The organism is Xanthomonas vasicola pv. musacearum NCPPB 4379, from assembly GCF_000277895.2.
Lineage (GTDB): Bacteria > Pseudomonadota > Gammaproteobacteria > Xanthomonadales > Xanthomonadaceae > Xanthomonas > Xanthomonas vasicola.
This window is the reverse complement of sequence record NZ_CP034655.1, coordinates 3369600-3393813: the sequence shown is the minus strand read 5'-3', so window position 1 is coordinate 3393813 and position 24214 is coordinate 3369600. Positions and strand designations below refer to the sequence as shown.

The following is a 24214-nucleotide window of genomic DNA, read 5'->3' as shown; positions in this document are numbered from 1 at the left end:
TCACGGGAGCCTGCATGTCCACCGATTCCAAGTTGCGCCGTGATGCCCGCAAGCGCGCCGCCGAGCGCCAGCGCAACCAGGCGGCCGCCAATCCTGCGCCGGTCTCCCTGATCGAGCCGCATGCCGAGCTCCGCGACCAGCAACGCACGCTATTGGCCGGCATCGTCCGCCGCGACGGCGAATGGGTGCTGGGCATGGATGGCCGCATCGCCGGCGAAAGCACCAGCGCCGCGCAGGTGCTGGCGCTGATCATGCGCGCCGCCGAGTTGCACGAGCGCCAGGGCACACCGGTCCGGCTGACCTACTCGGACGCGCTCAAGGACGCCGCGCACGCCGAAGCCCGTGCCGACGGCATGGAGTTCGAGCAATTCAAGACCAGGTTGAGCGAAAGGCTGCAGGGGGGCGCCAAGCTCAATTGAGCTTGGTTGCAGACGCGCGTTTAGCGTCAGGGCGTCATGTCATTGCCGCGATCCGGCAATGACATAAGCAATATATGTCACCGCGCTGCAGCAGCTGCAGTTGTCGCGGTACCTGGAGTGGCAGCGGTTGCCTGCCATCCACACATCTGCCCCTGATTCTGCTGCTTCAGCCATTCGCTCATCGGCGCGAAATACTCCAGCATCGGGCCGGCGTCGAGCTTGTCGCTGCCGGTGAGTTCCTTCAACGTGGTCTGCCACGGTTGGCTGGAGCCACGCTGCAGCATCGACCAGAACTTTTGCCCGGCGTCCTTATTGCCGTAGAAGCTGCATTCGTACAGCGGGCCTTGATGCCCGGCGGCCTGGCACAAGCCTTTATAGAACTGAAATTGCAGGATATGCGCCAAAAAATAGCGCGTGTACGGTGTATTGCCGGGCACGTGGTACTTGGCGCCGGGGTCGAAGAAGTCTTCGCCGCGTGCGCTCACCGGCGCCACGCCCTGATACTTGGCTTTCAGTTCCCACCAGGCCTGGTTGTAATGCTCGGGCGTAATCGAGCCGTCGAACACGCCCCAGCGCCAGCGGTCGATCATCAGGCCGAACGGCAGGAACGCCACCTTGCTCAGCGCCATGCGCATCTGCGAATTGATCAACGACTCACGGCCGGTTTGTTGTTCGCCCACCAAGCCGATCGACTGCAGATACTTGGGCGTCATCGCCAGCACGATGGTGTCGCCGATCGCTTCGTGAAACCCATCGTTGGCGCCGTTCTGGAACAGCGGCGGCAACGGGTTATAGGCCAGGTCGTAATAGATGTGGCCCAACTCGTGGTAGATGGTGGTGAAGTCTTCTTCGGTGGGTTTAATGCACATCTTGGTGCGCACGTCCGCATCGATGTTCTGGTTTGGTTCGCCGCCCATGTTCATGTCCCAGGCACTGGCGTGGCAGACCACATCGCGGTCCAGCGGTTTGATGAACTGCGAGCGCTGCCAATAGGTGTCCGGCAGTTTGGGCATGCCGAGCGAGGTGTAGAAATCCTGCGCGCGCTCGGTCATCTGTTTGGCGGTGCGCAGTTGCGCTTCGCGTTCGGCGTTGAAACGTGCGGCCGCGCCTCCATCGCCGCCGGTGTTGCGTGCCAGCACCGCAGTGAGGTTGCCCTGATACTGCTTTTCCAGCGCCGAGGTGATGTCCAGATCGCCGGCACCGGGGTAGGGCTGCAGCAGATCCCACAGATTGCTCCAGTCCTGCTGCCACATATTGCCCATCAGATGCGCCGGCAACAGGCCGCCGGCGACCTCGCCCTTGTCCTTGCCGTATTGCGTATCGAGTTTGCCGCGCGCATAGCACTGCAACTGCGTGTACAGCGGTTTGACCTGTTCCCACAAACGATCAGTTTCGCTGGCCAGTTGCGCCGGCGGCATGTCATAGCCGCTGCGCCAGAGCACCCCGACGTCGGCGAAGCCGAGTCCGCGCGCGCCTTCGTTGGCGAGCTCGACAAAGCGTTGATAATCCTTGCGCATCGGCTGTGCGGTGCTGTGCCAGCCCTTCCATGCGTCGAGTTGTTCGTTGTAGTCGCGGCTGCTGGCCAGCACTTGCTCCAACTCACCGAGCTGGCGGCAGCGGCGCTGCTCGCCGTCGCCCACGCAGTAACTGCCGGCGCCGTAGTCGCCTTCCATCTTGGCGGCGATGCGGGTGAGTTCGGCCAGTTTGGCCGGGTCACGCGGTGCGGGCAGGGCGCTCATCAATTTCAGCAACTGCAGCGCACGCGCGCTGTCGGCCGACATCGGTGTGCCGACGTACTGCTTGGATTGTTCGATCCAGCGATCCAACTGCGCCAGCGAGCGCTCGTTGGCCTTGGCCGCAAGCAATTGCGAATCGCTGTTGATATAGGTCGACGAAAGCCACTGCGCGGCGGTGGTTTCCGGATAGGCTGCCTTGTAGTCGGCGCTGATACGCGCAACGAACTGGTCGGCGCTTTCCTCCGGCGCGGTCTTGGTTGCGACAGGTTTGGCCGGCGGTGCCGCATCCCGGCGGCAGGCCGACAAGCTCAGGGTGCCGGCAGCCACAGCCAACGCCAGCAACAGCAAACGAGAATTCACGGGTGGTCCTTGCAGTGAAGTCCGGCGAAGGCTAGAGCGCGCCGGGTTTCAGGGCAAGGGCAACGCCCGCCACGCATCCAGTGGGGCGGGCTTTGTGGCAGGCGCTGCCAATCAGTGCAACGTCGTGCCGGTGCACTTGGCGAACAGATCGCGCTCGGGTGCGTAGACGCTGGTCTTGACCTGCATCAATCCCAGCACCGACGGGAACAGCGCATCCTGATCGGTGTATTGCCCTGCACGGTGGCGCAGGCAGGCTTCATCCAGCCCGCGATCGCGCGCGAACTCCGGCGAGAACCACATCACCATCGGCACGTGGGTCTGCTCCTTGGGCGCGATGGCATACGGCACGCCATGCAGGTACAGGCCCTTTTCGCCGAGCGATTCGCCGTGATCGGAGAGATAGATCATCGCCGTGTCGTAGTCCGGCAGGCCGCGCAGCGCATGGATGGCCTGATTGAGGAAATGGTCGGTGTACAGGAGCGAATTGTCGTAGGCGTTGACGATGTCCTGGCGGCTGCAGCTGCCCAGGTCTGCGGTCTTGCAGACGGGCTTGAAGCGTTCGAACTGCGCCGGGTAACGTTCGAAGTAACTCGGTCCGTGGCTGCCCAGTTGATGCAGCACCACGACGCGGTCGCCGGGCTTTGCCCGCACCTGCGCAGCCAGATCGCTCAGCAAAATCTCGTCCATGCAGCGGCCATCGGCGCACAGGCCCGGCGTGGTGGCATCGTCCAGCTTCTGGAGCTCCAACCCGTCGCACACGCCCTTGCAGCCAGACTGGTTGTCGCGCCATAGCGTCGAAATACCGGCGTGTTCCAGTACATGCAGGAACGACTGATGGCCACGGATCATGTCCTCGTTGTAATCGCGACGGCCGTACGGTGAGAACATGCACGGCACCGACACTTCTGTGCTAGTGCCGCACGAATGCATGTCCGGGAAATTGATCACCCCGGCCTGCGCTAGCTTCGGCGTGGTCTGACGGGCGTAGCCATTGAGGCCCCAGTTCTGCGCACGTGCGGTTTCACCCAACACCACCAGCAACAGGCGCGGGCGGCTGCCCGGCGCACGCGGCCTGGCCATGGCGTCGTGTTCGATCGGCTGTTTGGGGGCACGCTTCATCGGCGAATCGGATTTGAGATTCTGCCGCAGTGCCACGATGTAGTTGATCGGCGTGGCCAGGTAACGCACTTCGCGGTGGTTGCGCATCAACGCAGAAATATCCTGCGACGACAGCATGGTGCCTGCGGCACCTACCAGCGCCACGGCCAGCAGAAAGCCCACCCGCACCAGGAACGCCTTGCCCACGCTGCGCGCGCGCAGACGTGTGCGCCATAGCAGTGCGGTCGGGATCAGGAAGTAGCACAGCAGCGGCAGGATCAGGCCGGGCGTGAGCAACTCACGCGATTCCTTGTGATCGGTATGCAGCACATTGCGCAGCATGTCCGCATCCAGATAGACGTTATAGCTGTCCATGTAGTGCGCGGCCAGGGCGGTGGTGAACAGCAACAGCGTCAGCAGCGGCTTTGCATTCCAGCGCCAGACCAAAACGCCCAACAGCAGCGCATGCACGGCCACCAGCAGCGCCATCAACGAGATCGCAAACCCAATGCTGCCCGGATGCGTGGCCATGGCCGTGCGCCAGAACAACTGATTGCACACCAACGCGAAAAACAGGCTCGAAAGCAGCACCAGCGCTTCGGTCGACACCGTCGGCCGCGTACTCCATGTCAGCGCGCGCAGGCCACTGCGCGTGCGCGGTTCCGGCAACCAGGTACTCATGCAGCATCCCCCGAGAGCAACGTCACGCCAGGTGCGCGACGCGGCCTTTGCAGCATCACGCAGTACAGTGCAAGTGCGCTCACCCAGCACACTGCCAGCGACCACAGGTCGTGCGAGAGAAAATGCGCGCCGCGCAGTTGTTGTGCAACACCGAAAATGAGACCTGCTGCCAAGCCTGTAAACAAACCTGCGAACCGCCATGCAGGACCGAGCGCTAGCGCACAAAAATACAGCGCTACCCACGCATAACCGGCACTGGCATGGCCGGCAGGAAAACAACCGGACGCGGTAATGCCATGGCGCGATTCGAATAGCCCGATCATCGCTTGCGTACCGCCATAGCGGCTCAGATCCCACGGGCAATCCATCGCCGTCCACGACTTGAGCAGCGACACCAGCGAGGTCGCCAGTGCGACGGAGGCGGCCAAGTAAGTCAGCGGCCAGCGCAACACCTTCAGGCGTGGCCTGCACCAGGCAACAATAGCCAGCACCAGAACGCCGACCCCGGCTGCCGTGCTCAACCATTTACCCACGTGGTGGATCACGACACTGGTGAACCAGTGGTCCTTGAGTAGCCAGTGCCCGCCTTCCAGCCGATACAGCGCATCGGCAACCCATTGGTCGCCACCGGCGCCCATCAGCAACGCGCTCGCCAACAGGACGCAGGCCATGGGCAGCCACAGATGGCGCACAAAGAAGTGCGTCTCCATGCCGTTGGCTGTATGCGCCACGGTCGACGCGTGGCTGGGAAACGTTGTCATTAAGATGTCGGCCTGTGTCAATGCCCGACATCTTCGAAACCCGGATGTCGGAAAGCGGTCGGACCGGGGTTGCTCGGCCGTTAACCCGGCACCAAGCATTCAGTCTGCATCGCCTTCGCTACCGGTTTGTTCGGCGTCGGACGCAGTGGAGATGCAACCGGCATGCCATGCCGTGCCCGGCAGCAATTCCCATTGGTTGCGATTGGACTCGCCGATATCGATGCGTTGCGCCGGATCGATACATGCTGGTACCGCTTCTTTGAGCACGAACAGCCAGCGGGTGTGCGGCGATTGCGCGAGCCACGGGCCGGCCTTGGCCCATTGGTCCTTCCAGCTCGCCTTGAAGCCGAAGTCGGTGACCGGACGGTCGGCCTGCAGCAGGTTCTGTTCGCGCCAGGCCAGCATGCCCAGTTCTGCGTCCGGGCCGATGCGCTGGCCCACCCGCTGCATCAACCGTGCGGACGAACTGTACGGATCCAGCGCCGGCATCAAGCCCAGGCCATACACCGTCCACAACGCGGCGGTCATCACCACTAACGCGGTGCCAGCGCGTTTGCCGCGCGACCATGCAGTGGCGGCCAGGCCGACCGCGCCCAGGCCGATCAACCAAATGCCCACGGACTGCAGCGAGGCGAGCTCCATGCCGCGCTTCACTGCGGTGTTTTCGGCCCAGTGCAGATGCAGCGCAATGCCGGCGCCCAGCGCCAAACCGGCGACGGCAAGCAGCAGCACATACCCGGTCAGCAGCATTCGCACGCCGCGCCGGCGCAACAGCCCGGCCAGCAATGGCGCCGCGGCAATGCACAGCGCCGGCAGCATCGGGAAGATGTAGACCTCTCGCTTGCCCGGGCTGGCGCTGAAGAACAGCAGCACCAACACGCTCCAGGCAAGCAGCAGCAGATAGCGCGGGTCGCCGCGCCGTAGCCGCCGCCACCAGGCCGGCAGCAACCACGGTAACAACAGGCAGCCCGGCAACCACAACGTGGCGATCACCTGCAGGTAGTACCAGGTCGGTTTGACGTGATGCCAGGCGTGCGCATAGCGCGTGCCGGTCTGCTTGAACAACAGCTCGTGCGCGTAGGCATGCAGCTGTGGGTTGTCGCTGTGCAGCAGTGCAATACACAGCGGCCCCAACCACACCGCGGTGCCTGCCACGAAGGCCGGCAGCACCAGCAACCAGCTACGTGCTGCCTGCGCACGCGCCGGCAGCACGCTCACGTGTGTGCGTCGCAGCGCCATCCACGGCAGCAACAGCAGCAGCGGCAGAAAGCCGACGCCCTTGGTCACCGTGCCTACACCCGCGGCAAACAGGCCCAGCGTCCAGGCGCGCCAGTCCGGCCCGCGCAGCAGGTGTCGCAACATTCCCCACAACGACAGGGTAGTCAGCGCCACCAGCACCATATCGATCTGCGCGCGCTTGGCCATCAGGCCGAACTGCAGCACCGTGAACAAGGCCAGCACCGCATAGGCCGCCATGCGCCGATTCCACAGCCGGCACGCGATATCCCAGGTCAGCCACAACGTGGCCAGCGCGGCCAGCAGCGACGGCAGCAGGAAGGCCACCGGCCAGTGCGGTATCACCGCGTAGGTCGCAGCCTGCAACCACATGAACACCGGTGGCTTTTCAGCGTACAACTCGCTGCCACGGTGCGGCAACAGCCACTGACCGGTCTCGACCATGGTGCGCGCAGCCAGCACGAAGCGCGGTTCGTCTGGCGGGTTGGGCTGGCGCATGCCAAGGCCGGCCAGCAGGCTGACGAGAATCAAAAGCAGTGCGGCCAGCAGCGCGCGCTGGCGGGATGGGGAAGCAGAGATGGCAGGCGACACGCGCACGCCCTGAGTAAATGCGGGCAGACACTATCTGGCAAGTGGGTCGGAAATTTGTCGGAACAAAGTGTGCCGCATCGAGGTGGGCAGCGCAGGCAGCGCAGTTGTGCAGAGGATTGGAGCGCAACCGATTGGAAGGCCGCACCGGCGATACCGGCTGTGTTTGGCTGGCCTCGGTTAGGATGCGCACACTGTGCCTGCCGGGCCGCCCTGGAACCCCGCTCATGCGGCTGCTGGTCATTGAAGACAACCGCAATATGGTTGCCAACCTGTTCGAGTACTTCGAAGCGCGCGGACATACCCTGGACGCCGCGCCCGATGGCATCACCGGCCTGCACCTGGCCACCACCCAGCACTACGATGCGCTGATCCTGGACTGGATGATGCCGCGCATGGACGGGCCGGAAGTGCTGCGCCGCCTACGCGAACAGCACCAATCCGAGTTGCCGGTGATCATGCTCACCGCGCGCGATGAACTGCCGGACAAGATCGCCGGCTTTCGCGCTGGCGCCGACGACTACCTGACCAAACCGTTCGCGCTACCCGAGCTGGAAGTGCGCATCGAAGCCTTGTTGGCGCGCGCACATGGCCGTCGGCGCGGCAAGCTGCTGCAAGTGGCCGACCTGCGCCTGGACCTGGCCACGCTGGAAGCCACCCGCGCCGGCCAGGTGCTGCATCTGTACCCGGCCTGCCGCAAGTTGCTGGAAGTGCTGATGCAGGACAGCCCGGCGGCGGTGACGCGGCAACGCCTGGAGCAATCGCTGTGGGGCGACGACCCGCCCGACGGCGACATGCTGCGTTCGCACATCTACGAGCTACGCCGCAGCGTTGATGGCCCGTTCGCAGAAAAACTGATCCACACCTTGCCCCGGCTCGGCTACCGGCTGGCGCAGCTGGATGCGGCCGAAGCGCCTGGCGCAGGCGACAGCAGCGATGTCTAAGCAGCGTCCCCTGGGTCGCCGCGTGCTGGTGTGGTTGTTCGGCTACACGCTATTGATGACGCTGGCGGTGTTCGGTACCGCGCAGTACCTGCACGAACGTGCCGAACACGGCGTGTGGCGCTCACTGCTGAATTCCGAACTGGACAGCATTCTCGAGCGCAGCGTGCAGAATCCGGATTACCACTGGCAGGATTCGGACACCTTGCGGCTGTACCGCATCGACGACGTCGCGCGCACACCGCCAGTATTGCGCAGCCTGCATCCAGGCTTGCACGACGGCTTGGAAATCGCCGGCCGCCAGAGTGCGGTGATGGTGCGCGACACCGCGCATGCCGGGCGTCTGGCGCTGGTGCTGGACATCTCCGACTTCGAAGCGCTGGAAAAATTCCTGACCCGCTGGATGCTGGCCGCTGGCATCGCGCTGATTGGCATCACCTTGTTGATGGGCACCTACGCGATGGCCCGGTTGGTGCGCCCGCTGGTGGAACTGGCACGCGACATCGGCGCATTACGTCCGGGGCAACGTGCGCAGCAGATTGCGGTCGGGCCGCAGGGCAGCGCCGAGCTTTATGTGGTTGCCGATGCGCTCAACAATTATCTCGAGCGCAATAGCCAGTTTGTGGACCGCGAGCGCGCCTTCATCGACAGCACCAGCCACGAATTACGCACGCCCATCGCGGTGATCGGCAATGCGGTGGAGTTGGCGCTGGAGCAGCCCGGTACGCCGCCGGCAGTACGCCATCAGTTGCAGCGCATCGCGCAGACCAGTGCCTCGGTCGAACAGTTGATCACTTTGCTGCTGGTGCTGGCCAAGGACCCGAGCCGGCTGGTGCGCAGCAGCGACTCGTTGCGGCTGGACCAGCTGCTGCCGGATATCGTGACCGACCACACGCACCTGTGCGCCGACAAGGATCTGCAGCTGATCGTGGACCCGCTGCCGCCGTGCAGCCTGGTTGCGCCGGTTGCCATCGTGCAGACCGCCATCGGCAACCTGCTGCGCAACGCCATCGAAAACAGCGACCGCGGCATCATTCGCATCTCGCTATCTGCGCCCGGCGTGGTGCGCATTGCCGACCCGGGCCACGGCATGGCGCCGGAAGAGATCAGCGCCATCTACATGCGCTTGGCACGCGGCAACGCACGCCAGGGCAGTGGCATCGGGCTGGAATTGATCGGGCGGCTATGCGAACACCTCGGCTGGCATCTGCAGCTGGATTCCAACGCAGGGCAGGGCACGGTGGCGACGCTGGATCTGTCCGGCGCCACCGCAGCGGTTCACTAAAGCGCCCCAAAAACCGACTGAGCTCACCGCCGGGCGACCGGTGCTCGGCGCGGTATGTACCACGCGTCCACGACAATCCCTGCGCGCGCTTTCGGCACCTGCCTAACGATTGCGCGCGACGATTTGGTTGCTGCTCCAGCGCTCAGCGCAGGATCAGGCCGGCAACAAGCCGCGCGCGTGCAACCAGCTGCGCGCGTTCTCCGCGTCGTGCTCGAACCAGGCACGGGTGGAGCCCAGCCGATACGTATAGCCCCAGCTGTCCATGTCCGCCATCAGGCGCGCGCTGCCCACGCCGGGCAGTTGTTCGGCCAGCAGGATCTGCAGGTAACAGGTGGCGTCTTCTTCCTCCACCGAATCGGTGGCGTCGGTATGCACGGCGGCGCGTTTTTCCGCAGGCAGCACGATCAGATGTCCGGCTTCGTGCAGGAGCGAATGCACCGGTGTGTCGTCGCGCACGTAAACGTCGCAGCCGATGATGCCGGCTTCCGGTTCGCCCCAGAAACTGCCTGGAATCGCTGCACCACTGTCCACGCGATGCAGGCGCAAGCCATAGCGCGCGAGCAGGGCGGCAGGTGCGTCCAGGCCGATATCGGCCACGCACAGAACATCGGCAGCGGTGGGTGTGGCAGTGGGGGCGGTGGTCACGCGCAATGGCTCGCGGTCGGGTCACATGCAACAACGGCACCGTGCGAACGCGGTGCCGTTGTCGGCGCTTACTTGTCGCCGTCTTCCGGCAGGGCGACCGAGATGTCCAGCACGTCGTGTTCGCCGTCCTTGACCAGATCCACGCGCACCGCATCGGCATCGATGTTGACGTACTTCTTGATCACTTCCAGCAGTTCGCGCTGCATCAGCGGCAGGTAATCCGGCCCGCCGCGGTGGTTGCGCTCCTGCGCAATGATGATCTGCAGGCGGTTCTTGGCCGTCTCGGCGGTGTTCTTCTTGCTCTTGAGAAAATCGAGCAGGCCCATGCTTACCCTCCGAACAGCTTGCTGAAGAAGCCTTTCTTCTCCACGGATGTGAATCGCATCGGGCGCTCCTCGCCCATGATGCGGGCGACTGCGTCGTCATACGCCTGGCCGGCCGGGGACTCGGCATCCAGGATCACCGGCTCGCCCTTGTTGGAGGCGTTGAGCACGTCGCCGGATTCGGGAATCACGCCGATCGCCTTCAGGCCCAGCACTTCTTCCACGTCGGTGATGCTGAGCATCTCGCCGCCTTCCACGCGGCCCGGGCTGTAGCGGGTCAGCAGCAGGAACGCCGGCACGGCCTTGCCTTCTTCGGCCTTGCGGGTCTTGGAATCGAGCAGGCCGATGATGCGGTCCGAGTCGCGCACCGAAGAGACTTCCGGATTGACCACCACCACCGCGCGGTCGGCGAAATACATCGCCAGGAACGCGCCTTTTTCGATACCGGCCGGCGAATCGCAGACGATGTAGTCGAAGCCGTCGGCAGCCAGGTCCTTGAGCACCTTTTCCACGCCTTCCTGGGTCAGCGCGTCCTTGTCGCGGGTCTGCGAGGCGGCCAGCACGTACAGGTTCTCGAACCGCTTGTCCTTGATCAGCGACTGCTTGAGCGTGGCTTCGCCGTGCACGACATTGACGAAGTCGTACACCACGCGCCGCTCGCAGCCCATGATCAGGTCCAGGTTGCGCAAGCCGACGTCGAAGTCGATGACCGCCACCTTCTTGCCGCGTTTGGCCAGCCCGCAAGCCAGGCTTGCGCTGGTGGTGGTCTTGCCGACGCCGCCCTTGCCGGAGGTGACTACGATGATTTCAGCCAAAGGATTTCTCCGAATATTTCTGTGGTTGGGCCGCGTCAATCAAGCGCAGCGATCTTGATCTGATCCTGCTCCAGCCAGACCTGGACGGCCTTGCCACGCAGGTCCATGGGAACATCGTCCAGCACCTTGTAGTGGCCAGCGATGGCAACCAGTTCGGCGTGGAAGTCGCGGCAGAAGATGCGCGCGTCGGGATTGCCCTGCGCGCCGGCCAGAGCGCGGCCACGCAGGGTACCGTAGATATGGATGCTGCCGTCGGCGATGACCTCGGCCCCGGCACCGACCGTACTGAGTACGGTCAGGTCGCAGTTCTCCGCGTACAGCTGCTGACCCGAACGCACCGCGGTGCGCTGCATCCGGCCCGGCGCCGGTCGCGCGGCCGGCGGTGCCGGTTCGGCACGTGTGGGCGGCGGCGGTGGCGGTGGCGGGCTGACCGCGGTCGGCTCGTACTGCGCGCGAAATTTGGCCAGCAGCGGCACGCCCAACTGCTGGGACAGCAGGTCGATCTCGCTGGTGCCGTAGGCCAGCGCCACCGGCAGCACGCCGGCATCGCGCAGGCCGTCCAGCAGCGCCTTGGCTGTGGCTAGGTCCGGCACCTGCGACAGCCCGCCGAAATCCAGGATCACCGCCGCACGGCCGAACAATTTGGGCGCGCGGCTCACGCGCTCGCGCATTTCCTGCACCAGCCGCGGCACATCCAGCGTACGCACGCGCAGGTTGGCGATGCCCACCTGGCCGATCTTCAGTTCGCCGGCCTGTTCAAAATCCACATTCACACTTGCCAAAACTCAGCTCCCCGTCGATGGGCTAGCGGTGGTGGCGGCATGACGCGGCCGGCCCACCCACGGCAAGTGGTCGGGCAACTTGCCGCCATAGGTCTCCTTGACCCACCGATAGCTGCACATGTCTTTCATCAGCATGCTGGCGCGCACTTCCACATCGGGCATGGTGTTCTGGCCAACCTCGCGGAAGCCGAAGCTGCCATGGAACAGCAAGGCCGCATCTGCGCCATGGTCCAGGAACACCTCGCACGCCAGCTGCGGGTAACGCAGCTCGGTATAGCTCTGCACATCGGCATAGAACGCCCGCCCGACGCCACCGCCGCGGCGGCGGCTGGCGACCACGATGCGGTCGATATAGAAGAATTCCGGGTGACGGTCCCGGAACCAGGCGAAATTGCTGCTGTCGTGCGCACTGCCGCTTCCGAAACCGACCAGAAACCCGGCCAGGTTGCCGTCGCGCTCGGCGACGCGGAAATACTCGGCCTGCTCGTAGAAACGTTGCAGCCTGGTTGAATCCAGCGGCAGGATCGCCAGTCCGGCATTGTTGTTCAGGGCCAGGACGGAATCGAGCTCGTGCTCGCGCACGTCGCGGATGACGATCGACATTGGGACTCCGTGGGGTAACGCGTCGACCCGAAATCGGATCTGCGTCGGATTATTACATGCGGGGCCTGAAGCGGCGACCCAGCGCAAGCGATCGGCCGGCGCGCGGCAGGTGCCGGCGTGCAACGGCGCGTCAGTACAGGCGCTGTGCGGGTCCGACATCCGCCACCCGTGCACCTGCCGGCATGCATGACTTCCGGCAAGAGGGCAGCGCGGTCGCTTACGCCTAAGATGCGGGCATGTTGGGATACCTCAGTCACACGCGCGTCCTGCGCTTTGCCGGCCTGTTCACCTGGGCGATGATCGTCATGCCCTTGGTGTACACCTACTGGCCGCCGGCCGAAGAGGGCGACCACCGCAGCGTGGCCGAGGCGGTGATGATGTCGGCATTCTTCATCGGCTTCGGCGCCAGCTACTTCTGGTTGACCCGCGGCTTGAACAGCGGCGGCCACGCGCACTGGTACGACCGGTTGATCCTGTTGCTGCTCACCATCTGCGCGCTGGCGGTGAGCTATCTGAGCGGAACCGGGCTCGGCAGCATCCTGATGATGGTGGCGGCCGGGGTGATCCCGTGGCTGCTGCCGCTACGCGTGGGCGTGCTATGGCTGGTGCTGAGCCAGCTGGCGGTGCTGCCGGTGTTCTACTACCTGCGCCCGGACTTCACCCTGTTCGCGGCGCTGATGCAGTCGCTGTTGTACGGCGGCTTTTCGATGTTCATCTTCGTCACCAGCCTGGTGGCCCGCCAGCAGACCGATGCGCGCGAAGAGCAGCGCCGGCTCAACGCCGAACTGCGCGCCACCCGCGCGTTGCTGGCCGAGAGCGCGCGCATCAACGAGCGCACCCGCATCTCGCGCGAGCTGCACGACCTGCTCGGCCACCACCTCACCGCGCTCAGCCTCAACCTGGAAGTGGCCGGCCACATTACCGAGGGCCAGGCCCAGGAGCATGTGCGCCAGGCGCACACGCTGGCCAAATTGTTGCTCACCGATGTGCGCGAGGCGGTCAGCCATCTGCGCGACAGCGGCGCGATCGACCTGGAAGCGGCGCTGCGCCCGCTGGTCACCCAGGTGCCGTCGCTGGATATCCACCTGGACATCGCCCAGCCGCTGACCCTGGACGACCCCGAGCGCGCCCACGTGCTGCTGCGCTGTACCCAGGAAATCATCACCAATGCGGTGCGCCATGCCGGCGCGCGCAACCTGTGGATCCAGGTGCGCCGCGATGCCGATACGGTGCTGATCGACGCCCGCGACGACGGCCACGGCGCCGATGCGGTCGCGCCCGGCAACGGGCTGCGCGGCATGCGTGAGCGGCTGAACCAGTATGGTGGGAAGCTCGAAATTCAAACCCGGCGGGGTGAGGGCTTTGGCCTGCGCATCGCTGTTCCAGGCGCGCCGGCACTGATGCCTGCGGCCGTGACCCAAGGAGTGTTGTGATGATCCGTGTGTGCCTGGTCGACGATCAAACCCTGGTGCGCCAGGGGATCCGCTCGCTGTTGGCGCTGGACGACGGCATCGAGGTAGTGGCCGAGGCCTCCGACGGCAAGCAGGCGGTGGAGCAGATTCCGCAGATCCAGCCGGACGTGGTGCTGATGGACATGCGCATGCCGGTAATGTCCGGGCTGGAAGCGCTGCAGATGCTCTCGCGCAACGGCACCCTGCCGCCGACGATCATCCTGACCACCTTCGACGACGACCAATTGGTGCTGGCCGGGCTCAAGGCCGGCGCCAAGGGCTATCTGCTCAAGGACGTCTCGCTGGAACAACTGGTTGGCGCCATCCGTACCGTCGCCGAAGGCGGCTCGCTGGTGCAGCCGGCGGTGACCCAGCGCCTGCTGTCGGGTCTGGAGCACATGCGTAACGAGTTCGTCAGCCTGGACCGCCCCGATCCGCTCACCGACCGCGAAACCGAGATCCTGCGGCTGATGGCGAGCGGGTTTTCCAACAAGGAAATCGCCAACTCGCTGGGCGTGGCAGAAGGCACCATCAAGAATCACGTCTCCAACATCCTCTCCAAGCTCGGCGTACGCGACCGCACCCGCGCGGTGCTGAAAGCATTCGAACTGCAGCTGGTGTGAGCTCGGCCCTGCGCCGGCGAGCTCGACGCCAAGCCGGCCTGCAGCAGGCACCGGACTCGCATTCAGGACGCTGCGGCGCCGGTCGGACTGCGAAACGGGCGGACCGGTGCCGCCCGGCAACTGCAACATCACACGCACGCAGCACGTGATGTGCATGATAGCGGCGCGCAATCGCCCAAACCCTTGTGCAGGTTGGGATTGCGCATCCCCCACGCGCTGCATTGCGCGGTGAATGACACCGCAAGACCGCGCTACCCGTCGCACAACTGAACATCTTTCTCGAAGCCTGCTAGGATGGTGGCTTCTTCACTCAACCCGGCCGTGGGATCGGCCCCGGAGACCTCCTGAATGACCCGTATTATCGAGTTCCTGATCGCCTTGGGGATCGTGGCTGGCTTGTTTGTCGTGGTGGGCTTGGTGTTGCCCTCGGAGCGGCAGATGTCCGAGAGTGTTGAGACCAACCGCAGGATGACGATTGTTTACGACACCGTGAACAGCTTCCGTCGTTTCAAGGATTGGAACCCGCTTGTGCTGCGTGACCCGAAGATCCAGCTGAAGCTGGCCGGCCCGGAAGAGGGCAAGGGTGCACGCGTCGAATACAGCTCCACCGAGGGCTATATCGGCAACGGCAGCTGGGAGATCACCAACAGCGTCAAGAACGAGCGTGTTGAGATCGCAATCGAAGATCCCACCAAGGGCTACGACAAGGTCACCAATTTCACCCTGGTGCCGACCGGCAAGAACAACAAGAACGTCAAGATCACCCAGGATTACAGCGTCAAGTACGGCTGGAACCTGTTTGGTCGCTATGCCGGCCTGTATGTCAGCCGCCACGTGGGCGACGACCTGAAGCTGGGTCTGTCGCGTCTGGCGACCGCGCTGGCCACCGTGCCGAACTTCGACTACCGCGCCGAGCTTGACGGCAAGCCGGTGTTGAGCGACCTCAAGATCGTCGATGTGCCGGCCGAGGACCTGTTGGTCGTCACCGCGGGCAACATCGATCGTGACAACGAGACGATCAAGAAGTCGATCAAGGACAACCAGGAGTGGATAAAGCGCGTGATGGATTCCAACGGCCTTGAGGCTGCTGGTCCGGTTCGCATCGTGACCACCGACTTCGCCTCCGACAAGTACGCGTTCGACGTCGCGCAGCCGGTGCGCAAGCGTGCTGGTGGCGCGCCGAAGACCGACGCCAAGGCAGACACCGCCAAGGCCAACGCTAAGAAAGACGACGCTGCTGCCGCGGCACCGGTCGATGCAACGCCAGTGGCTGCAACGGGCGACGAGCTGAAGCTCAATATCCCGTCCGAAGCACCGGTGAAGTACCAGCGCGTTCCGGCTCACCGTTCGGCATTTGCGACCTATGCAGGTCACATGGCAGGTCTGGACGCAGTGCGTAACTCGCTGCGTGCATGGGCTGCGACCAGCGGCATGGATGTGACCGATCGTCCGTACGAAGCTTGGAAGGGCGGTGTGGACAAGTCGTTCACCCAGGACGGTACGTACGACGTCTACTGGGCCATCAAGTAATCGTCTCACTACGATGACGTGATCCAGACCAGAAACGCGCCGCAGTCCTGCGGCGCGTTTTTTTTTGCGCTACGGCGCTGTCATGGAAGTTGCCTGCATGTCTTTGCTCGATCGTCGTAAGAAACACCCTTCGCTGCTGGCGTTTTGCGGCGGCCTGCTGGCTGCCATAGCGGTCGGTCTGTCGGCCTACGCTTCGCACGGCGTGGCTGATGCACTGGTGCAGTCGCGACTGCAGCTTGCATCGCTGTATGCGTTCGGCCATGGCGCGGTGCTGACCGTGCTGGGTTCTGCCGAAACGCGTGTGCTCGGCCGGATCGGTTTGTATCTGCTATTGCTGGGCACCTTGCTGTTCGCCGGTAGCCTGGTCGGCGGCGCGTTGCTGCATTGGCCGACCAGCTTGGCGCCGATTGGCGGCGGCAGCCTGATACTGGGCTGGGTGGTGTTGGCCATCGGCGCCTTGAGGCGCTGAGCATGCCGCGCCACGCCCGCGGATTCGATGTGGAGGCTGCGTTCGCGCATCTTGCTCGGCGCGACCGCGCGTTGGGCGCGTGGATGAAGCGCATCGGCCCGATCTCACCGCAGCCGGGATGGCGCAAGCCGTTCGACCCGGTGGATGCGCTGGCGCGCGCCATCCTGTTTCAGCAACTCAGCGGCAAGGCGGCATCCACCATCGTGGCGCGGGTGGAAGTGGCGATCGGCGCGCAGCGCCTGCATGCCGATACGCTCGGTCGTATCGACGATGCAGCACTGCGTGCCTGCGGCGTCTCAGGCAATAAGGCGCTGGCCCTGCGCGATCTGGCACGGCGCGAAAGCGCAGGCGAGATTCCCTCGCTACGCAGGCTCGCTTTCATGGACGACAACGCTATCGTCGATGCCCTGGTGCCAGTGCGCGGCATTGGTCGTTGGACGGTGGAAATGATGCTGATGTTCCGCCTGGGCCGCCCCGATTTGCTGCCCATCGACGACCTGGGCGTGCGCAAAGGTGCGCAGCGCGTGGACAAGCAGGAGCAAATGCCTACTCCCAAGGAACTGGCCGTCCGCGGCGAACGCTGGGGCCCATATCGCACCTACGCCGCGTTTTATCTGTGGCAGATCGCCGACTTCAGCGTCGAGACCAAAGTGCCGACACCGCGCTCGCAGGAGTAGCGCACTTGCAAGCATGGCCGACGCGACGATCGGTCGTGTCGTATGGCGCATGAGGTACGGCCGGCTTACGTCGCCGACCAACGCCAGTGCCAAGGCTCGTAAACGATGCCATGCGGGTTGTTGCGTGGATAACTCAGGCGGTAGCCGAACGCGTGCGCATTGCCGCACAACCAGGCGAATGCAGGCGTGGTTTCGAAGGATTCCTCGGCAGGCGGTTCGCCCGGTGTGCCGATGTCCAGCGCCTCGCCGCTGTGATGTTCGCTGAAACCTGGTGCTGCGTTGACCGCCAGAATCTGCTCCAGGGTGAGTCCGCGCGCGAACTTGCGCTCGAAGATGCCCAGTTGGTAATCGTGGCTGCGGTAGCCTGAAATCGTATCGAGCACGATGTCTGCGCGCAACGCAGCCGCACGCATTTGTCGCCATGCGCGCGCAGCGCCGGCACTCAGCCACAGCGGCCGACCGAAGCGATCGCGCCCGGCAAACTGCAGTGCAGCCGGTTCGGCGACCAGTTGCAGGCCGGTCTGTTGCGTGTAGGTGTCGGCTGCAAGCCCTAGCTGCGCCAGACGGCGCTGCAATCCATCGATTGCAAGTACGCCGTCGTGTGCCTGGCCAATGCGACCAGCGGCGGTGTCCAGCCGATCCAGCGCTTCGTCCAGTCCAGGCTCACGTGCCAGCCGTGGAATCAGCGGAATGATGCCCTGCGGTAGCTGCGCTGCCAGATATCGCCCATCGCGTTTGCGTCGCAATAACCAATCAGCCTTCGCGAGCACACGTGCGTCGGCATTGCTGCGCGCATGCATCAGGGCGGCAGGCAATAGCTCGATGGCGGTGGTGTTGAGCAGCAGGGTCGAGTTCGTGTGCATCACAGCAGGGTAGGGCTAAGCATGGCTTACGGCCAGCTGTCGTAGATCCTCGAGCAATTGGCGCGGCTGCTCAGGACTGAGCACCACCAAGCCGTTTTCCCGCAATGGCAAAATCAGGACCCGTGTCGACTGGGTCAGCAGATAAAAGCCTCTATTTGCCGATTTGCTACGGTAATACCCCGACTTGAATCCGGGATAGCCGAAACCGCACAGCTGTAGGCCAGGCTCGAAGCCAGTGTGCTCGGCAAGATCGGCAATGCGTGCGTTGTCCAGGTGTATTGCGCGCAGTGGCACGCGCCTGGTGAAAAATGTCGAGCGCACGATCAGGCTGTCATGGTCCAGCCGGATACTGCGCCGCGTATGCGCAAGGGTACACACCACTGCCGCCGTCAACAGGATGCCCAGGTTTGCAATGAGTGTGCCGGGGTGGCTATGGCTGTCTGCGTGTACGGCGCCGATAACGCCGGCGACTGTCAACAGCGGCAGCCACAGCCAGACTACCAAGCCCCAGCGCGTCACCGGAGCAACGGCATAGTCGCGCTTGCGCGGGCGCACGCGTTGCCCCGTACGCGCCTCCGGCGCAATGGGGCTGCCGTGGGATTGGCCAGATCGCGCCGCCATCTCACACCTCCTTTAACGCAGGCAACGCAACACATAGTGGTTTCTGCATGGCGACGTTGAGCTGCTTCCGACCCTGGCCAAGCCGCGTATTCGATTGGGCTTGGGTTTCACTCGGCGCCATGTCGACGATAAATGACGGTTTCAGCTCAATGGCTAGGGAGGTTGACCGCTTGTTCATGTCGATGATTCCTTATCGTCTTGCGGCTTCGACAGCCGCCCGGCCTTGCGCAGCGCATCGCGCAGCACGTATTCGATCTGCGCATTGAGGCTGCGCAATTCGTCGTCGGCCCAACGCTGCACGGCGGCCAACACATCGGCGTTGATACGCAGCGGGTAGGCCTTTTTTTCGCTCATTCGCCGTCTCTGCGGCTGCCGTGCCGACGCAGGTGCATCACCATCGACATGATCAGCACGTTGACGCCGATGATCATGCCGATCACCACCGTATAGATGCCGGCACGGTTGTCGCCAGCCCAGTACAGGCACGCGGCGCCGACCAGGATCACCAGGCTGATCAGCGCCCAGCGCAGGCCCAGGCCGCGCGCGCGGTCGTCATCGTCCGCGCCGATGGACGCGGCGATCGCCAGCGCGGGCAAGCCGGAAAGCGCAACCACCAAGGGCACCATGACATTCATCGATTTGCCTCAATACAACGAGCCGGCGTTGACCACCGGTTGGGTCCCACGATCAGAACACAACACGGTGAGCAGGTTGCTGACCATATGCGCCTTGCGCTCTTCGTCCAACTGCACCACGCCATTTTTCTGCAATTCGGACAGCGCCATTTCGACCATGCCCACCGCACCGGCGACGATGCGCGAGCGTGCGGCAATCACGGCATTGGCCTGCTGACGCTGCAGCATGGCCTGGGCAATTTCCGGCGCGTAGGCGAGGTGGCTGATGCGCGCCTCGATCACGTCCACGCCAGCCTGGGTCAGGCGCTCGTCCAGATGACGCTTGAGCTGCTCGCTGATCTCGGCCGGATGACTGCGCAGCGAGATCTGCTCGTCCTCATGCTGGTCGTACGGATAGCTGGTGGCCATCGCGCGCAGCGCCGCTTCGGACTGGATATGCACGAAGCTCTCGTAGTCGTCGACGTTGTAGACCGCTTCGGAGGCATCCAGCACCTGCCACACGATCACCGCGGCAATCTCGATCGGGCTGCCATCCAGCTCGTTGACCTTGAGTCGTCCGCTTTCGAAATTGCGCACGCGCTGGCTGACGCGCCGCTTGGCGTAGAACGGCACATTCCAGCGCAGGCCGGCGTCCTTGACCGTGCCGACGTACTTGCCGAACAGGCTCAAGACCGCGGCCTGGTTGGGCTCCAGCGTGTACATGCCGGCCAGCATGAAAATGCACGCCGCCGCGACCAGCACTGCGGCGATGAACGCGGCCGGCGTGACGCTGGTGTTGGCCATCATCGTCAACACGTACCAGGCCGCGCCGATGAGGCCGGCGCCTGCGACGAGGACGACGGGAATGCCGGGTAACGAGCCGATCGGCTTCTCTTTCATGAGGGCGAGTCCTTAGTGAAGTCATAAAAAAGATATCAATATGATATCAGCCAAGCAACAGCCGTTCGTCGGGCGTCGGCCTTAGCAGCCGTTTAGAATGGCGGCCCCCTCTCGTTCTGGATTGCGCCCATGACCACCCTCGGCACCCCGCTATCGCCTTCCGCCACCCGCGTGTTGTTGCTGGGCTCGGGCGAACTGGGCAAGGAAGTGGCGATTGAGCTGCAGCGTTTCGGCGTGGAAGTGATCGCGGCCGATCGCTACGCCAATGCCCCGGCGATGCAGGTGGCACACCGCTCGCATGTGCTGGACATGCTCGACCCCGCCGCACTACGTGCGCTGATCGCCAGCGAGCGTCCGCATTTGATCGTGCCGGAGATCGAAGCGATCCATACCGAAACCCTGTTAGCGCTGGAGCGCGAGCAGGGCCAGAAGGTCATCCCGACTGCGCGTGCCGCGCGCCTGACCATGGACCGCGAAGGCATCCGTCGCCTGGCCGCCGAAACACTGGGTCTGCCGACCTCGCCGTATCGCTTCGTCGACACCGCCGCCGAATACCGCGAGGCGATTGCGGCAGTGGGCTTGCCGTGCGTGGTCAAGCCGGTGATGTCGTCGTCGGGCAAAGGCCAGAGCACCTTGCGTAGCGAAGCCGATATCGATGCGGCGTGGGAGTACGCGCAAACCGGTGGGCGTGCCGGTGCTGGCCGCTGCATCGTCGAAGGCTTCATCGATTTCGATTACGAAATTACCTTGCTCACCGTGCGGCACGCCGGCGGCACTTCGTATTGCGACCCCATCGGCCACTGGCAGCAGGACGGCGACTACCGCGAAAGCTGGCAGCCGCAGCCGATGTCTGCCGGTGCATTGCGCCGCTCGCAGGAGATCGCCAAGGCCATCACCGACGATCTCGGCGGCTGGGGCCTGTTCGGCGTGGAATTGTTCGTCAAGGGCGACGAGGTGTGGTTCAGCGAAGTCTCGCCTCGCCCGCACGACACCGGTCTGGTCACACTGGTCTCGCAGGAGTTAAGCGAATTCGCGTTGCACGCCCGCGCCATTCTCGGCCTGCCGGTGGGCGCGGAAGATGGCGGCGTGATTCGTCAGAGCGGCCCCTCCGCATCCTGCGCGTTACTGGCGCATGGCAACGGCGTGCCGGTGTTCGACAACGTGGCCGATGCGCTGCGCGACCCGGACACTGCACTACGCCTGTTCGGCAAACCCCGTGTGGACGGCCATCGTCGCGTCGGCGTCACCCTGGCACGCGCGGACAACATTGATGCTGCACGCGAGAAGGCGCGCGTTGCGGCGGCTGCGCTGACGATTCAGCTGCAGGCCTGAGTTTCTTGTCGACTCGCATTGGTGCAGTCGAAAGATTGCTGCACCGTAGACCTGGTTTGCTGGCTCTGAAAAGTCAGTTGGTAGCTAACAGGCGAGGCGCCAGGGAATGAACTCCCGACGACTCTCGCCCGGTCAGCTCATGGTTCGAGCTGCTGGAGCCTGCGTTTGTTCCTGTTGCAGGTTCCGTTGCTGCTCTGCCTGCACGCGCTCGGCTGCAGCCTGCGTCCATGCCTGACTGCTCTGCTCCAGCGCTGTATTGAGTGCGACGACCGTATCGACATGGGCGCGCAACTGGTCGTGCGATCCAGCCAAGTAAGGATTGTTCTGCACAGCAAATGCACGCGAGGCATCGTCGCTCAGTCTCACTTCGTCTATGCGTTCTATTCCCATCTTGCAGGATTGCACCGCCAGGCAGCCCGCAAGATTGGCGCTGCGCGCATCCGTTTGCCGTCCATGTTCGCGATCCAGGGTCTGTACGTGATCCTGCGCCTGTGTAAACAGTTGGTAGCCTGGATGCGTGGGGTCCTTCAACGATGGCGCGTGCCGCTCTTCGCTGAGAATGTGCTGCTGCAACGACCTTTGTGCCGGAAGCGGGTTCCGAATTTCCTTGTTCAACGCGCACGTGCGGAGGCTCGGGACGCTTTCTTAGTTGCCAGCCACATCCACCCACACCGCATGATGGTCGCTGCCATCGGCAATCGCCGCTTCCGGTGCGTGGTTGGCCGGCCAGAAAATGCCGCTGCCGATCAGGGTGAATTGGCGCGACGGCAGCACGTAGTCCAGGCGCATGGTGCCGGCTTGCGGGCCGAAGTCGCCGGTCACTTGATGCGGGTCGCCGCTGTGAGCGATGCCCAGCGTGGCGTATTCGGCGGTTTTCTCCGGGCCGCCCTCGCTGCGTGGGGTGGGGTATTGAAGGACGCGCGGGTGCTCGATCAACGCGCGGATCGCGTCATGCCGGCCGGCGCCATCGACCGGGTCGTTGTTGAGATCACCGAGGATGACGAAGCGCGCATCGCCAGCCAAGCCGCCGCAGCTGCCTTTGTCGTCGCAGAGCCAGCGTTGGCTCTCGGGGGCGTTGTCCAGATACGCGCGCCACAGCTGCAGTTCGTCGTGGTTGCGCGCGGCGTTGCGCTTTTCGGCACCGTCAAACACCGGCGGGGTGGGGTGCGACACCAGCGCATGCACCACACCCAATGGCGTGCGCACCGGCACATCCCAATGCGATTTCGACGACAGCCGTAGTTGTGCCCAGATGGCATCGCTGTAGTACGACGTCTTGGTGGCCGGATCGATCGGCCGCACTGCACCGGGCAGCGCGCTCCACTTCAGCAACTGGAAACTACGCACTGCCTGCTCGTCGATCGGGTAACGCGACAACAACAGCATGCCGTACTGGCCGGGGTGCAACCCGTAGCCCCATGCATCGTTGCCACGTGCGCGCCCTTCGCCGCCGATGCTGCCGTTCTTGTCCAGATCCAGACCACTCGGCATGCCGGTATTAACCTGTGCCAGATAGCGGTACGGATAATGCAACGCCTCGCCGCCGCCCGGCTGGGCCACCTGCAGATAGCGGTGCTGGAACAGATCGGCAGCGCGGTGTTCCGGGTCGAAGTCGAACTCGTTAAGCAGCACCAGATCTGGCCGCACGCGCTGCAGTACCGCAGCGATCTTGCGCGCATGCGCGCTATCGCCCTGCAGCTTGCGGATCAGGCCGCCAGCCTCGTCCGAATACAGCGAGGTGTTATAGGTGGCGATGCGCAGCTGGGCCGCAGCGGGCCGGGAGGCGAGGGTGTCGGTGTGCATCTTGGGCGACGGCGCGCGGTGAGCGCAGGACGCGCACAAGGCGGTCAGCGCAAGCAGCAGGAGAGGTTTGATCATCGCGGGATTCTCGCATGTGCGATGCGACATGCCGATGTCGCAATCCGGCGGTTCAACCGACCGATGCGTGTGCCGGCAAGCCGCGCCAGTGGCGGCCATCGTAGGCTTCCAGTGCACTGAAACGGCGCTTGTAGTTCATCTTCGCGTGGCCATCTATCCAGTACCCCAGATAGACATGTGCGCGGCGCTCGCGCTGCGCCCACTGGATCTGCTGCAGGATCGCGAATGTGCCTAGGCTGCGCGCAGCTGCCTCCGGCGCGTAGAACGTGTAGACCGCCGACAGCGCATGCGCGGTGACATCGGTCACCGCGACAGCCAGCAGCCGGCCAGGCAAATGCGCGATGGCTGGTTCGCGGATCTCCAGAAAGCGCCCATGCGACCAACCGCCGATCAGGAACTGGTCGAACTCGGTGGCGCCATGCTCGTCCATGCCGCCGCCGGGATGCCGGTGCTTTAGGTACTGGCGATAAAGCGCCAGTTGTTCGTCGGTGCGCTCGGCGGCCACCACGCGGACGACCAAATCTTGATTACGCGCCAGGCAACGGCGTTGACTGCGGTCGGGATGAAACGCATCCACCGCGATGCGTACTGGCACACAGGCACGGCACCGTTCGCAGTGTGGCCGGTAGACCAGATCGCCGGAGCGACGGAAGCCCCAGGCCAGTGCTTGCGGATAAATAGCACCCAGGCGCGGATCGTGCGGATCCAGCACCAGATCGCGCGCTTGCCGGTCGGACCAATAGCCACAGGCATGCTCGCCGGTCTGGAACAGGCGCAGGTCGTCGTGGGTGTCTGCATGGATGGCCATGGCCGAAGGATAGCGCCTGCGCGTCGCAGCAGCGGCGACTATCCGCCGGATGAATACGCCCGGCCCGGACGTCAACGCGCGCATCGGTGGCTCGTTGATGTGGGTGTTGGTGGCAGCGCACGGATGATCCGCACGCACCACCCACGCGATGCGGCCCAATGCAGGTGCCGCGTGG

General features: G+C 64.2%; 27 protein-coding genes. 9 read left to right on the top strand and 18 right to left on the bottom strand.

Features of this window, described 5'->3' with window-relative positions:
- Positions 1–14 precede the first annotated feature (14 nt).
- Positions 15–419: a hypothetical protein gene (locus tag KWO_RS15820; RefSeq protein WP_010379106.1), complete on the top strand. Its 405-nt coding sequence runs from the start codon at positions 15–17 to the stop codon at positions 417–419.
- Between the two features lie 77 nt (positions 420–496).
- Here the strand turns inward: KWO_RS15820 and KWO_RS15815 are convergent, their stop codons facing one another.
- The 4 genes from KWO_RS15815 to KWO_RS15800 all read right to left on the bottom strand — a co-directional run bounded on the left by KWO_RS15815 (position 497) and on the right by KWO_RS15800 (position 6888).
- Complete coding sequence (locus KWO_RS15815; protein ID WP_017113617.1) at positions 497–2515, bottom strand: M2 family metallopeptidase; 2019 nt, start codon at positions 2513–2515, stop codon at positions 497–499.
- A 111-nt stretch (positions 2516–2626) separates the two neighbouring features.
- Complete coding sequence (locus KWO_RS15810; protein WP_010379108.1) at positions 2627–4294, bottom strand: phosphoethanolamine transferase; 1668 nt, start codon at positions 4292–4294, stop codon at positions 2627–2629.
- Entirely contained in the window at positions 4291–5055 is a 765-nt protein-coding gene (locus tag KWO_RS15805) for a phosphatase PAP2 family protein (RefSeq protein WP_010379109.1), read from the bottom strand. Before KWO_RS15805 ends, KWO_RS15810 begins: the two co-directional genes overlap by 4 nt.
- 99 nt (positions 5056–5154) lie before the next feature.
- Positions 5155–6888, bottom strand: coding sequence for an ArnT family glycosyltransferase (locus KWO_RS15800; protein ID WP_010379110.1), 1734 nt, complete (start codon positions 6886–6888; stop codon positions 5155–5157).
- Between the two features lie 218 nt (positions 6889–7106).
- On the opposite strand from KWO_RS15800, the gene KWO_RS15795 reads away from it, so the two are divergent.
- Positions 7107–7823, top strand: coding sequence for a response regulator transcription factor (locus KWO_RS15795; protein WP_010379111.1), 717 nt, complete (start codon positions 7107–7109; stop codon positions 7821–7823).
- Entirely contained in the window at positions 7816–9105 is a 1290-nt protein-coding gene (locus KWO_RS15790; RefSeq protein ID WP_010379112.1) for a sensor histidine kinase, read from the top strand. Before KWO_RS15795 ends, KWO_RS15790 begins: the two co-directional genes overlap by 8 nt.
- 153 nt (positions 9106–9258) lie before the next feature.
- On the opposite strand, the gene KWO_RS15785 is transcribed toward KWO_RS15790, so the two are convergent.
- From KWO_RS15785 to KWO_RS15765, 5 genes are all read right to left on the bottom strand, one after another.
- Positions 9259–9750, bottom strand: coding sequence for a hypothetical protein (locus KWO_RS15785; RefSeq protein WP_010379114.1), 492 nt, complete (start codon positions 9748–9750; stop codon positions 9259–9261).
- A gap of 68 nt (positions 9751–9818) precedes the next feature.
- The gene (minE, locus tag KWO_RS15780) at positions 9819–10076 is read right to left on the bottom strand and encodes a cell division topological specificity factor MinE (protein ID WP_003484370.1); all 258 of its coding nucleotides are present in this window, start codon (positions 10074–10076) and stop codon (positions 9819–9821) included.
- Between the two features lie 2 nt (positions 10077–10078).
- Entirely contained in the window at positions 10079–10888 is an 810-nt protein-coding gene (minD, locus tag KWO_RS15775; RefSeq protein ID WP_005930297.1) for a septum site-determining protein MinD, read from the bottom strand.
- A gap of 35 nt (positions 10889–10923) precedes the next feature.
- Positions 10924–11670, bottom strand: a complete 747-nt coding sequence (gene minC, locus KWO_RS15770) for a septum site-determining protein MinC (RefSeq protein ID WP_010379120.1) — start codon at positions 11668–11670, stop codon at positions 10924–10926.
- A 3-nt stretch (positions 11671–11673) separates the two neighbouring features.
- Entirely contained in the window at positions 11674–12273 is a 600-nt protein-coding gene (locus tag KWO_RS15765; protein ID WP_008574695.1) for a GNAT family N-acetyltransferase, read from the bottom strand.
- A 236-nt stretch (positions 12274–12509) separates the two neighbouring features.
- On the opposite strand from KWO_RS15765, the gene KWO_RS15755 reads away from it, so the two are divergent.
- From KWO_RS15755 to KWO_RS15735, 5 genes are all read left to right on the top strand, one after another.
- Positions 12510–13706 (top strand): sensor histidine kinase, encoded by a 1197-nt coding sequence (locus tag KWO_RS15755; RefSeq protein WP_008574698.1) that lies wholly within the window; start codon positions 12510–12512, stop codon positions 13704–13706.
- Positions 13706–14347, top strand: coding sequence for a response regulator (locus tag KWO_RS15750; RefSeq protein ID WP_008574699.1), 642 nt, complete (start codon positions 13706–13708; stop codon positions 14345–14347). Before KWO_RS15755 ends, KWO_RS15750 begins: the two co-directional genes overlap by 1 nt.
- A gap of 348 nt (positions 14348–14695) precedes the next feature.
- Positions 14696–15877: a polyketide cyclase gene (locus KWO_RS15745; protein ID WP_010379129.1), complete on the top strand. Its 1182-nt coding sequence runs from the start codon at positions 14696–14698 to the stop codon at positions 15875–15877.
- An 82-nt stretch (positions 15878–15959) separates the two neighbouring features.
- Positions 15960–16346 (top strand): DUF423 domain-containing protein, encoded by a 387-nt coding sequence (locus tag KWO_RS15740; RefSeq protein ID WP_017112717.1) that lies wholly within the window; start codon positions 15960–15962, stop codon positions 16344–16346.
- 2 nt (positions 16347–16348) lie between these two features.
- Positions 16349–17023: a DNA-3-methyladenine glycosylase family protein gene (locus KWO_RS15735; RefSeq protein ID WP_010379133.1), complete on the top strand. Its 675-nt coding sequence runs from the start codon at positions 16349–16351 to the stop codon at positions 17021–17023.
- 65 nt (positions 17024–17088) lie between these two features.
- Here KWO_RS15735 and KWO_RS15730 read toward each other — a convergent pair whose 3' ends face one another.
- The 6 genes from KWO_RS15730 to KWO_RS15710 form a co-directional block, all read right to left on the bottom strand.
- Positions 17089–17886 carry a M15 family metallopeptidase gene (locus KWO_RS15730; protein WP_010379135.1) on the bottom strand — a complete coding sequence of 266 codons (798 nt, stop codon included), beginning with the start codon at positions 17884–17886 and terminating at the stop codon, positions 17089–17091.
- A gap of 15 nt (positions 17887–17901) precedes the next feature.
- Positions 17902–18441 carry a PH domain-containing protein gene (locus KWO_RS15725; protein WP_227479915.1) on the bottom strand — a complete coding sequence of 180 codons (540 nt, stop codon included), beginning with the start codon at positions 18439–18441 and terminating at the stop codon, positions 17902–17904.
- 67 nt (positions 18442–18508) lie between these two features.
- Positions 18509–18685 (bottom strand): hypothetical protein, encoded by a 177-nt coding sequence (locus KWO_RS22600; RefSeq protein ID WP_010379142.1) that lies wholly within the window; start codon positions 18683–18685, stop codon positions 18509–18511.
- Positions 18682–18861 (bottom strand): type II toxin-antitoxin system antitoxin, encoded by a 180-nt coding sequence (locus KWO_RS15720; RefSeq protein ID WP_010379144.1) that lies wholly within the window; start codon positions 18859–18861, stop codon positions 18682–18684. Before KWO_RS15720 ends, KWO_RS22600 begins: the two co-directional genes overlap by 4 nt.
- Positions 18858–19142, bottom strand: coding sequence for a hypothetical protein (locus KWO_RS15715; protein WP_010379146.1), 285 nt, complete (start codon positions 19140–19142; stop codon positions 18858–18860). Before KWO_RS15715 ends, KWO_RS15720 begins: the two co-directional genes overlap by 4 nt.
- Before the next feature lie 9 nt (positions 19143–19151).
- Positions 19152–20021 carry an SPFH domain-containing protein gene (locus tag KWO_RS15710; RefSeq protein ID WP_010371510.1) on the bottom strand — a complete coding sequence of 290 codons (870 nt, stop codon included), beginning with the start codon at positions 20019–20021 and terminating at the stop codon, positions 19152–19154.
- A gap of 129 nt (positions 20022–20150) precedes the next feature.
- Between KWO_RS15710 and purT the strand changes: the two genes are divergently transcribed.
- The gene (gene purT, locus KWO_RS15705) at positions 20151–21353 is read left to right on the top strand and encodes a formate-dependent phosphoribosylglycinamide formyltransferase (RefSeq protein ID WP_017112719.1); all 1203 of its coding nucleotides are present in this window, start codon (positions 20151–20153) and stop codon (positions 21351–21353) included.
- Between the two features lie 132 nt (positions 21354–21485).
- Here the strand turns inward: purT and KWO_RS15700 are convergent, their stop codons facing one another.
- The 3 genes from KWO_RS15700 to KWO_RS15690 are packed head-to-tail and all read right to left on the bottom strand — an operon-like array spanning position 21486 to position 24198.
- The gene (locus KWO_RS15700; protein WP_227479806.1) at positions 21486–21968 is read right to left on the bottom strand and encodes an XVIPCD domain-containing protein; all 483 of its coding nucleotides are present in this window, start codon (positions 21966–21968) and stop codon (positions 21486–21488) included.
- Positions 21969–21998: 30 nt separating this feature from the next.
- Positions 21999–23330: an endonuclease/exonuclease/phosphatase family protein gene (locus KWO_RS15695; protein ID WP_010371500.1), complete on the bottom strand. Its 1332-nt coding sequence runs from the start codon at positions 23328–23330 to the stop codon at positions 21999–22001.
- Positions 23284–24198 (bottom strand): arginyltransferase, encoded by a 915-nt coding sequence (locus KWO_RS15690; protein ID WP_017112721.1) that lies wholly within the window; start codon positions 24196–24198, stop codon positions 23284–23286. The genes KWO_RS15695 and KWO_RS15690 overlap by 47 nt, the downstream gene beginning before the upstream one ends.
- Between the last annotated feature and the right edge of the window lie 16 nt (positions 24199–24214).

What these genes read in the sequence shown, in the direction of transcription:
- KWO_RS15790 (WP_010379112.1), top strand. Translation starts at nt 7,816, where the DNA reads ATGTCTAAGCAGCGTCCCCTGGGTCGCCGCGTGCTGGTGTGGTTGTTC.
- KWO_RS15715 (WP_010379146.1), bottom strand. Translation starts at nt 19,142, where the DNA reads ATGAATGTCATGGTGCCCTTGGTGGTTGCGCTTTCCGGCTTGCCCGCG.
- KWO_RS15735 (WP_010379133.1), top strand. Translation starts at nt 16,349, where the DNA reads ATGCCGCGCCACGCCCGCGGATTCGATGTGGAGGCTGCGTTCGCGCAT.
- KWO_RS15765 (WP_008574695.1), bottom strand. Translation starts at nt 12,273, where the DNA reads ATGTCGATCGTCATCCGCGACGTGCGCGAGCACGAGCTCGATTCCGTC.
- KWO_RS15795 (WP_010379111.1), top strand. Translation starts at nt 7,107, where the DNA reads ATGCGGCTGCTGGTCATTGAAGACAACCGCAATATGGTTGCCAACCTG.
- KWO_RS22600 (WP_010379142.1), bottom strand. Translation starts at nt 18,685, where the DNA reads ATGAACAAGCGGTCAACCTCCCTAGCCATTGAGCTGAAACCGTCATTT.
- KWO_RS15720 (WP_010379144.1), bottom strand. Translation starts at nt 18,861, where the DNA reads ATGAGCGAAAAAAAGGCCTACCCGCTGCGTATCAACGCCGATGTGTTG.
- KWO_RS15820 (WP_010379106.1), top strand. Translation starts at nt 15, where the DNA reads ATGTCCACCGATTCCAAGTTGCGCCGTGATGCCCGCAAGCGCGCCGCC.
- minE (WP_003484370.1), bottom strand. Translation starts at nt 10,076, where the DNA reads ATGGGCCTGCTCGATTTTCTCAAGAGCAAGAAGAACACCGCCGAGACG.
- purT (WP_017112719.1), top strand. Translation starts at nt 20,151, where the DNA reads ATGACCACCCTCGGCACCCCGCTATCGCCTTCCGCCACCCGCGTGTTG.
- KWO_RS15810 (WP_010379108.1), bottom strand. Translation starts at nt 4,294, where the DNA reads ATGAGTACCTGGTTGCCGGAACCGCGCACGCGCAGTGGCCTGCGCGCG.
- KWO_RS15695 (WP_010371500.1), bottom strand. Translation starts at nt 23,330, where the DNA reads ATGGCCGCCACTGGCGCGGCTTGCCGGCACACGCATCGGTCGGTTGAA.
- KWO_RS15750 (WP_008574699.1), top strand. Translation starts at nt 13,706, where the DNA reads ATGATCCGTGTGTGCCTGGTCGACGATCAAACCCTGGTGCGCCAGGGG.
- KWO_RS15805 (WP_010379109.1), bottom strand. Translation starts at nt 5,055, where the DNA reads ATGACAACGTTTCCCAGCCACGCGTCGACCGTGGCGCATACAGCCAAC.
- KWO_RS15730 (WP_010379135.1), bottom strand. Translation starts at nt 17,886, where the DNA reads ATGCACACGAACTCGACCCTGCTGCTCAACACCACCGCCATCGAGCTA.
- KWO_RS15740 (WP_017112717.1), top strand. Translation starts at nt 15,960, where the DNA reads ATGGAAGTTGCCTGCATGTCTTTGCTCGATCGTCGTAAGAAACACCCT.
- KWO_RS15755 (WP_008574698.1), top strand. Translation starts at nt 12,510, where the DNA reads ATGTTGGGATACCTCAGTCACACGCGCGTCCTGCGCTTTGCCGGCCTG.
- KWO_RS15745 (WP_010379129.1), top strand. Translation starts at nt 14,696, where the DNA reads ATGACCCGTATTATCGAGTTCCTGATCGCCTTGGGGATCGTGGCTGGC.
- KWO_RS15710 (WP_010371510.1), bottom strand. Translation starts at nt 20,021, where the DNA reads ATGAAAGAGAAGCCGATCGGCTCGTTACCCGGCATTCCCGTCGTCCTC.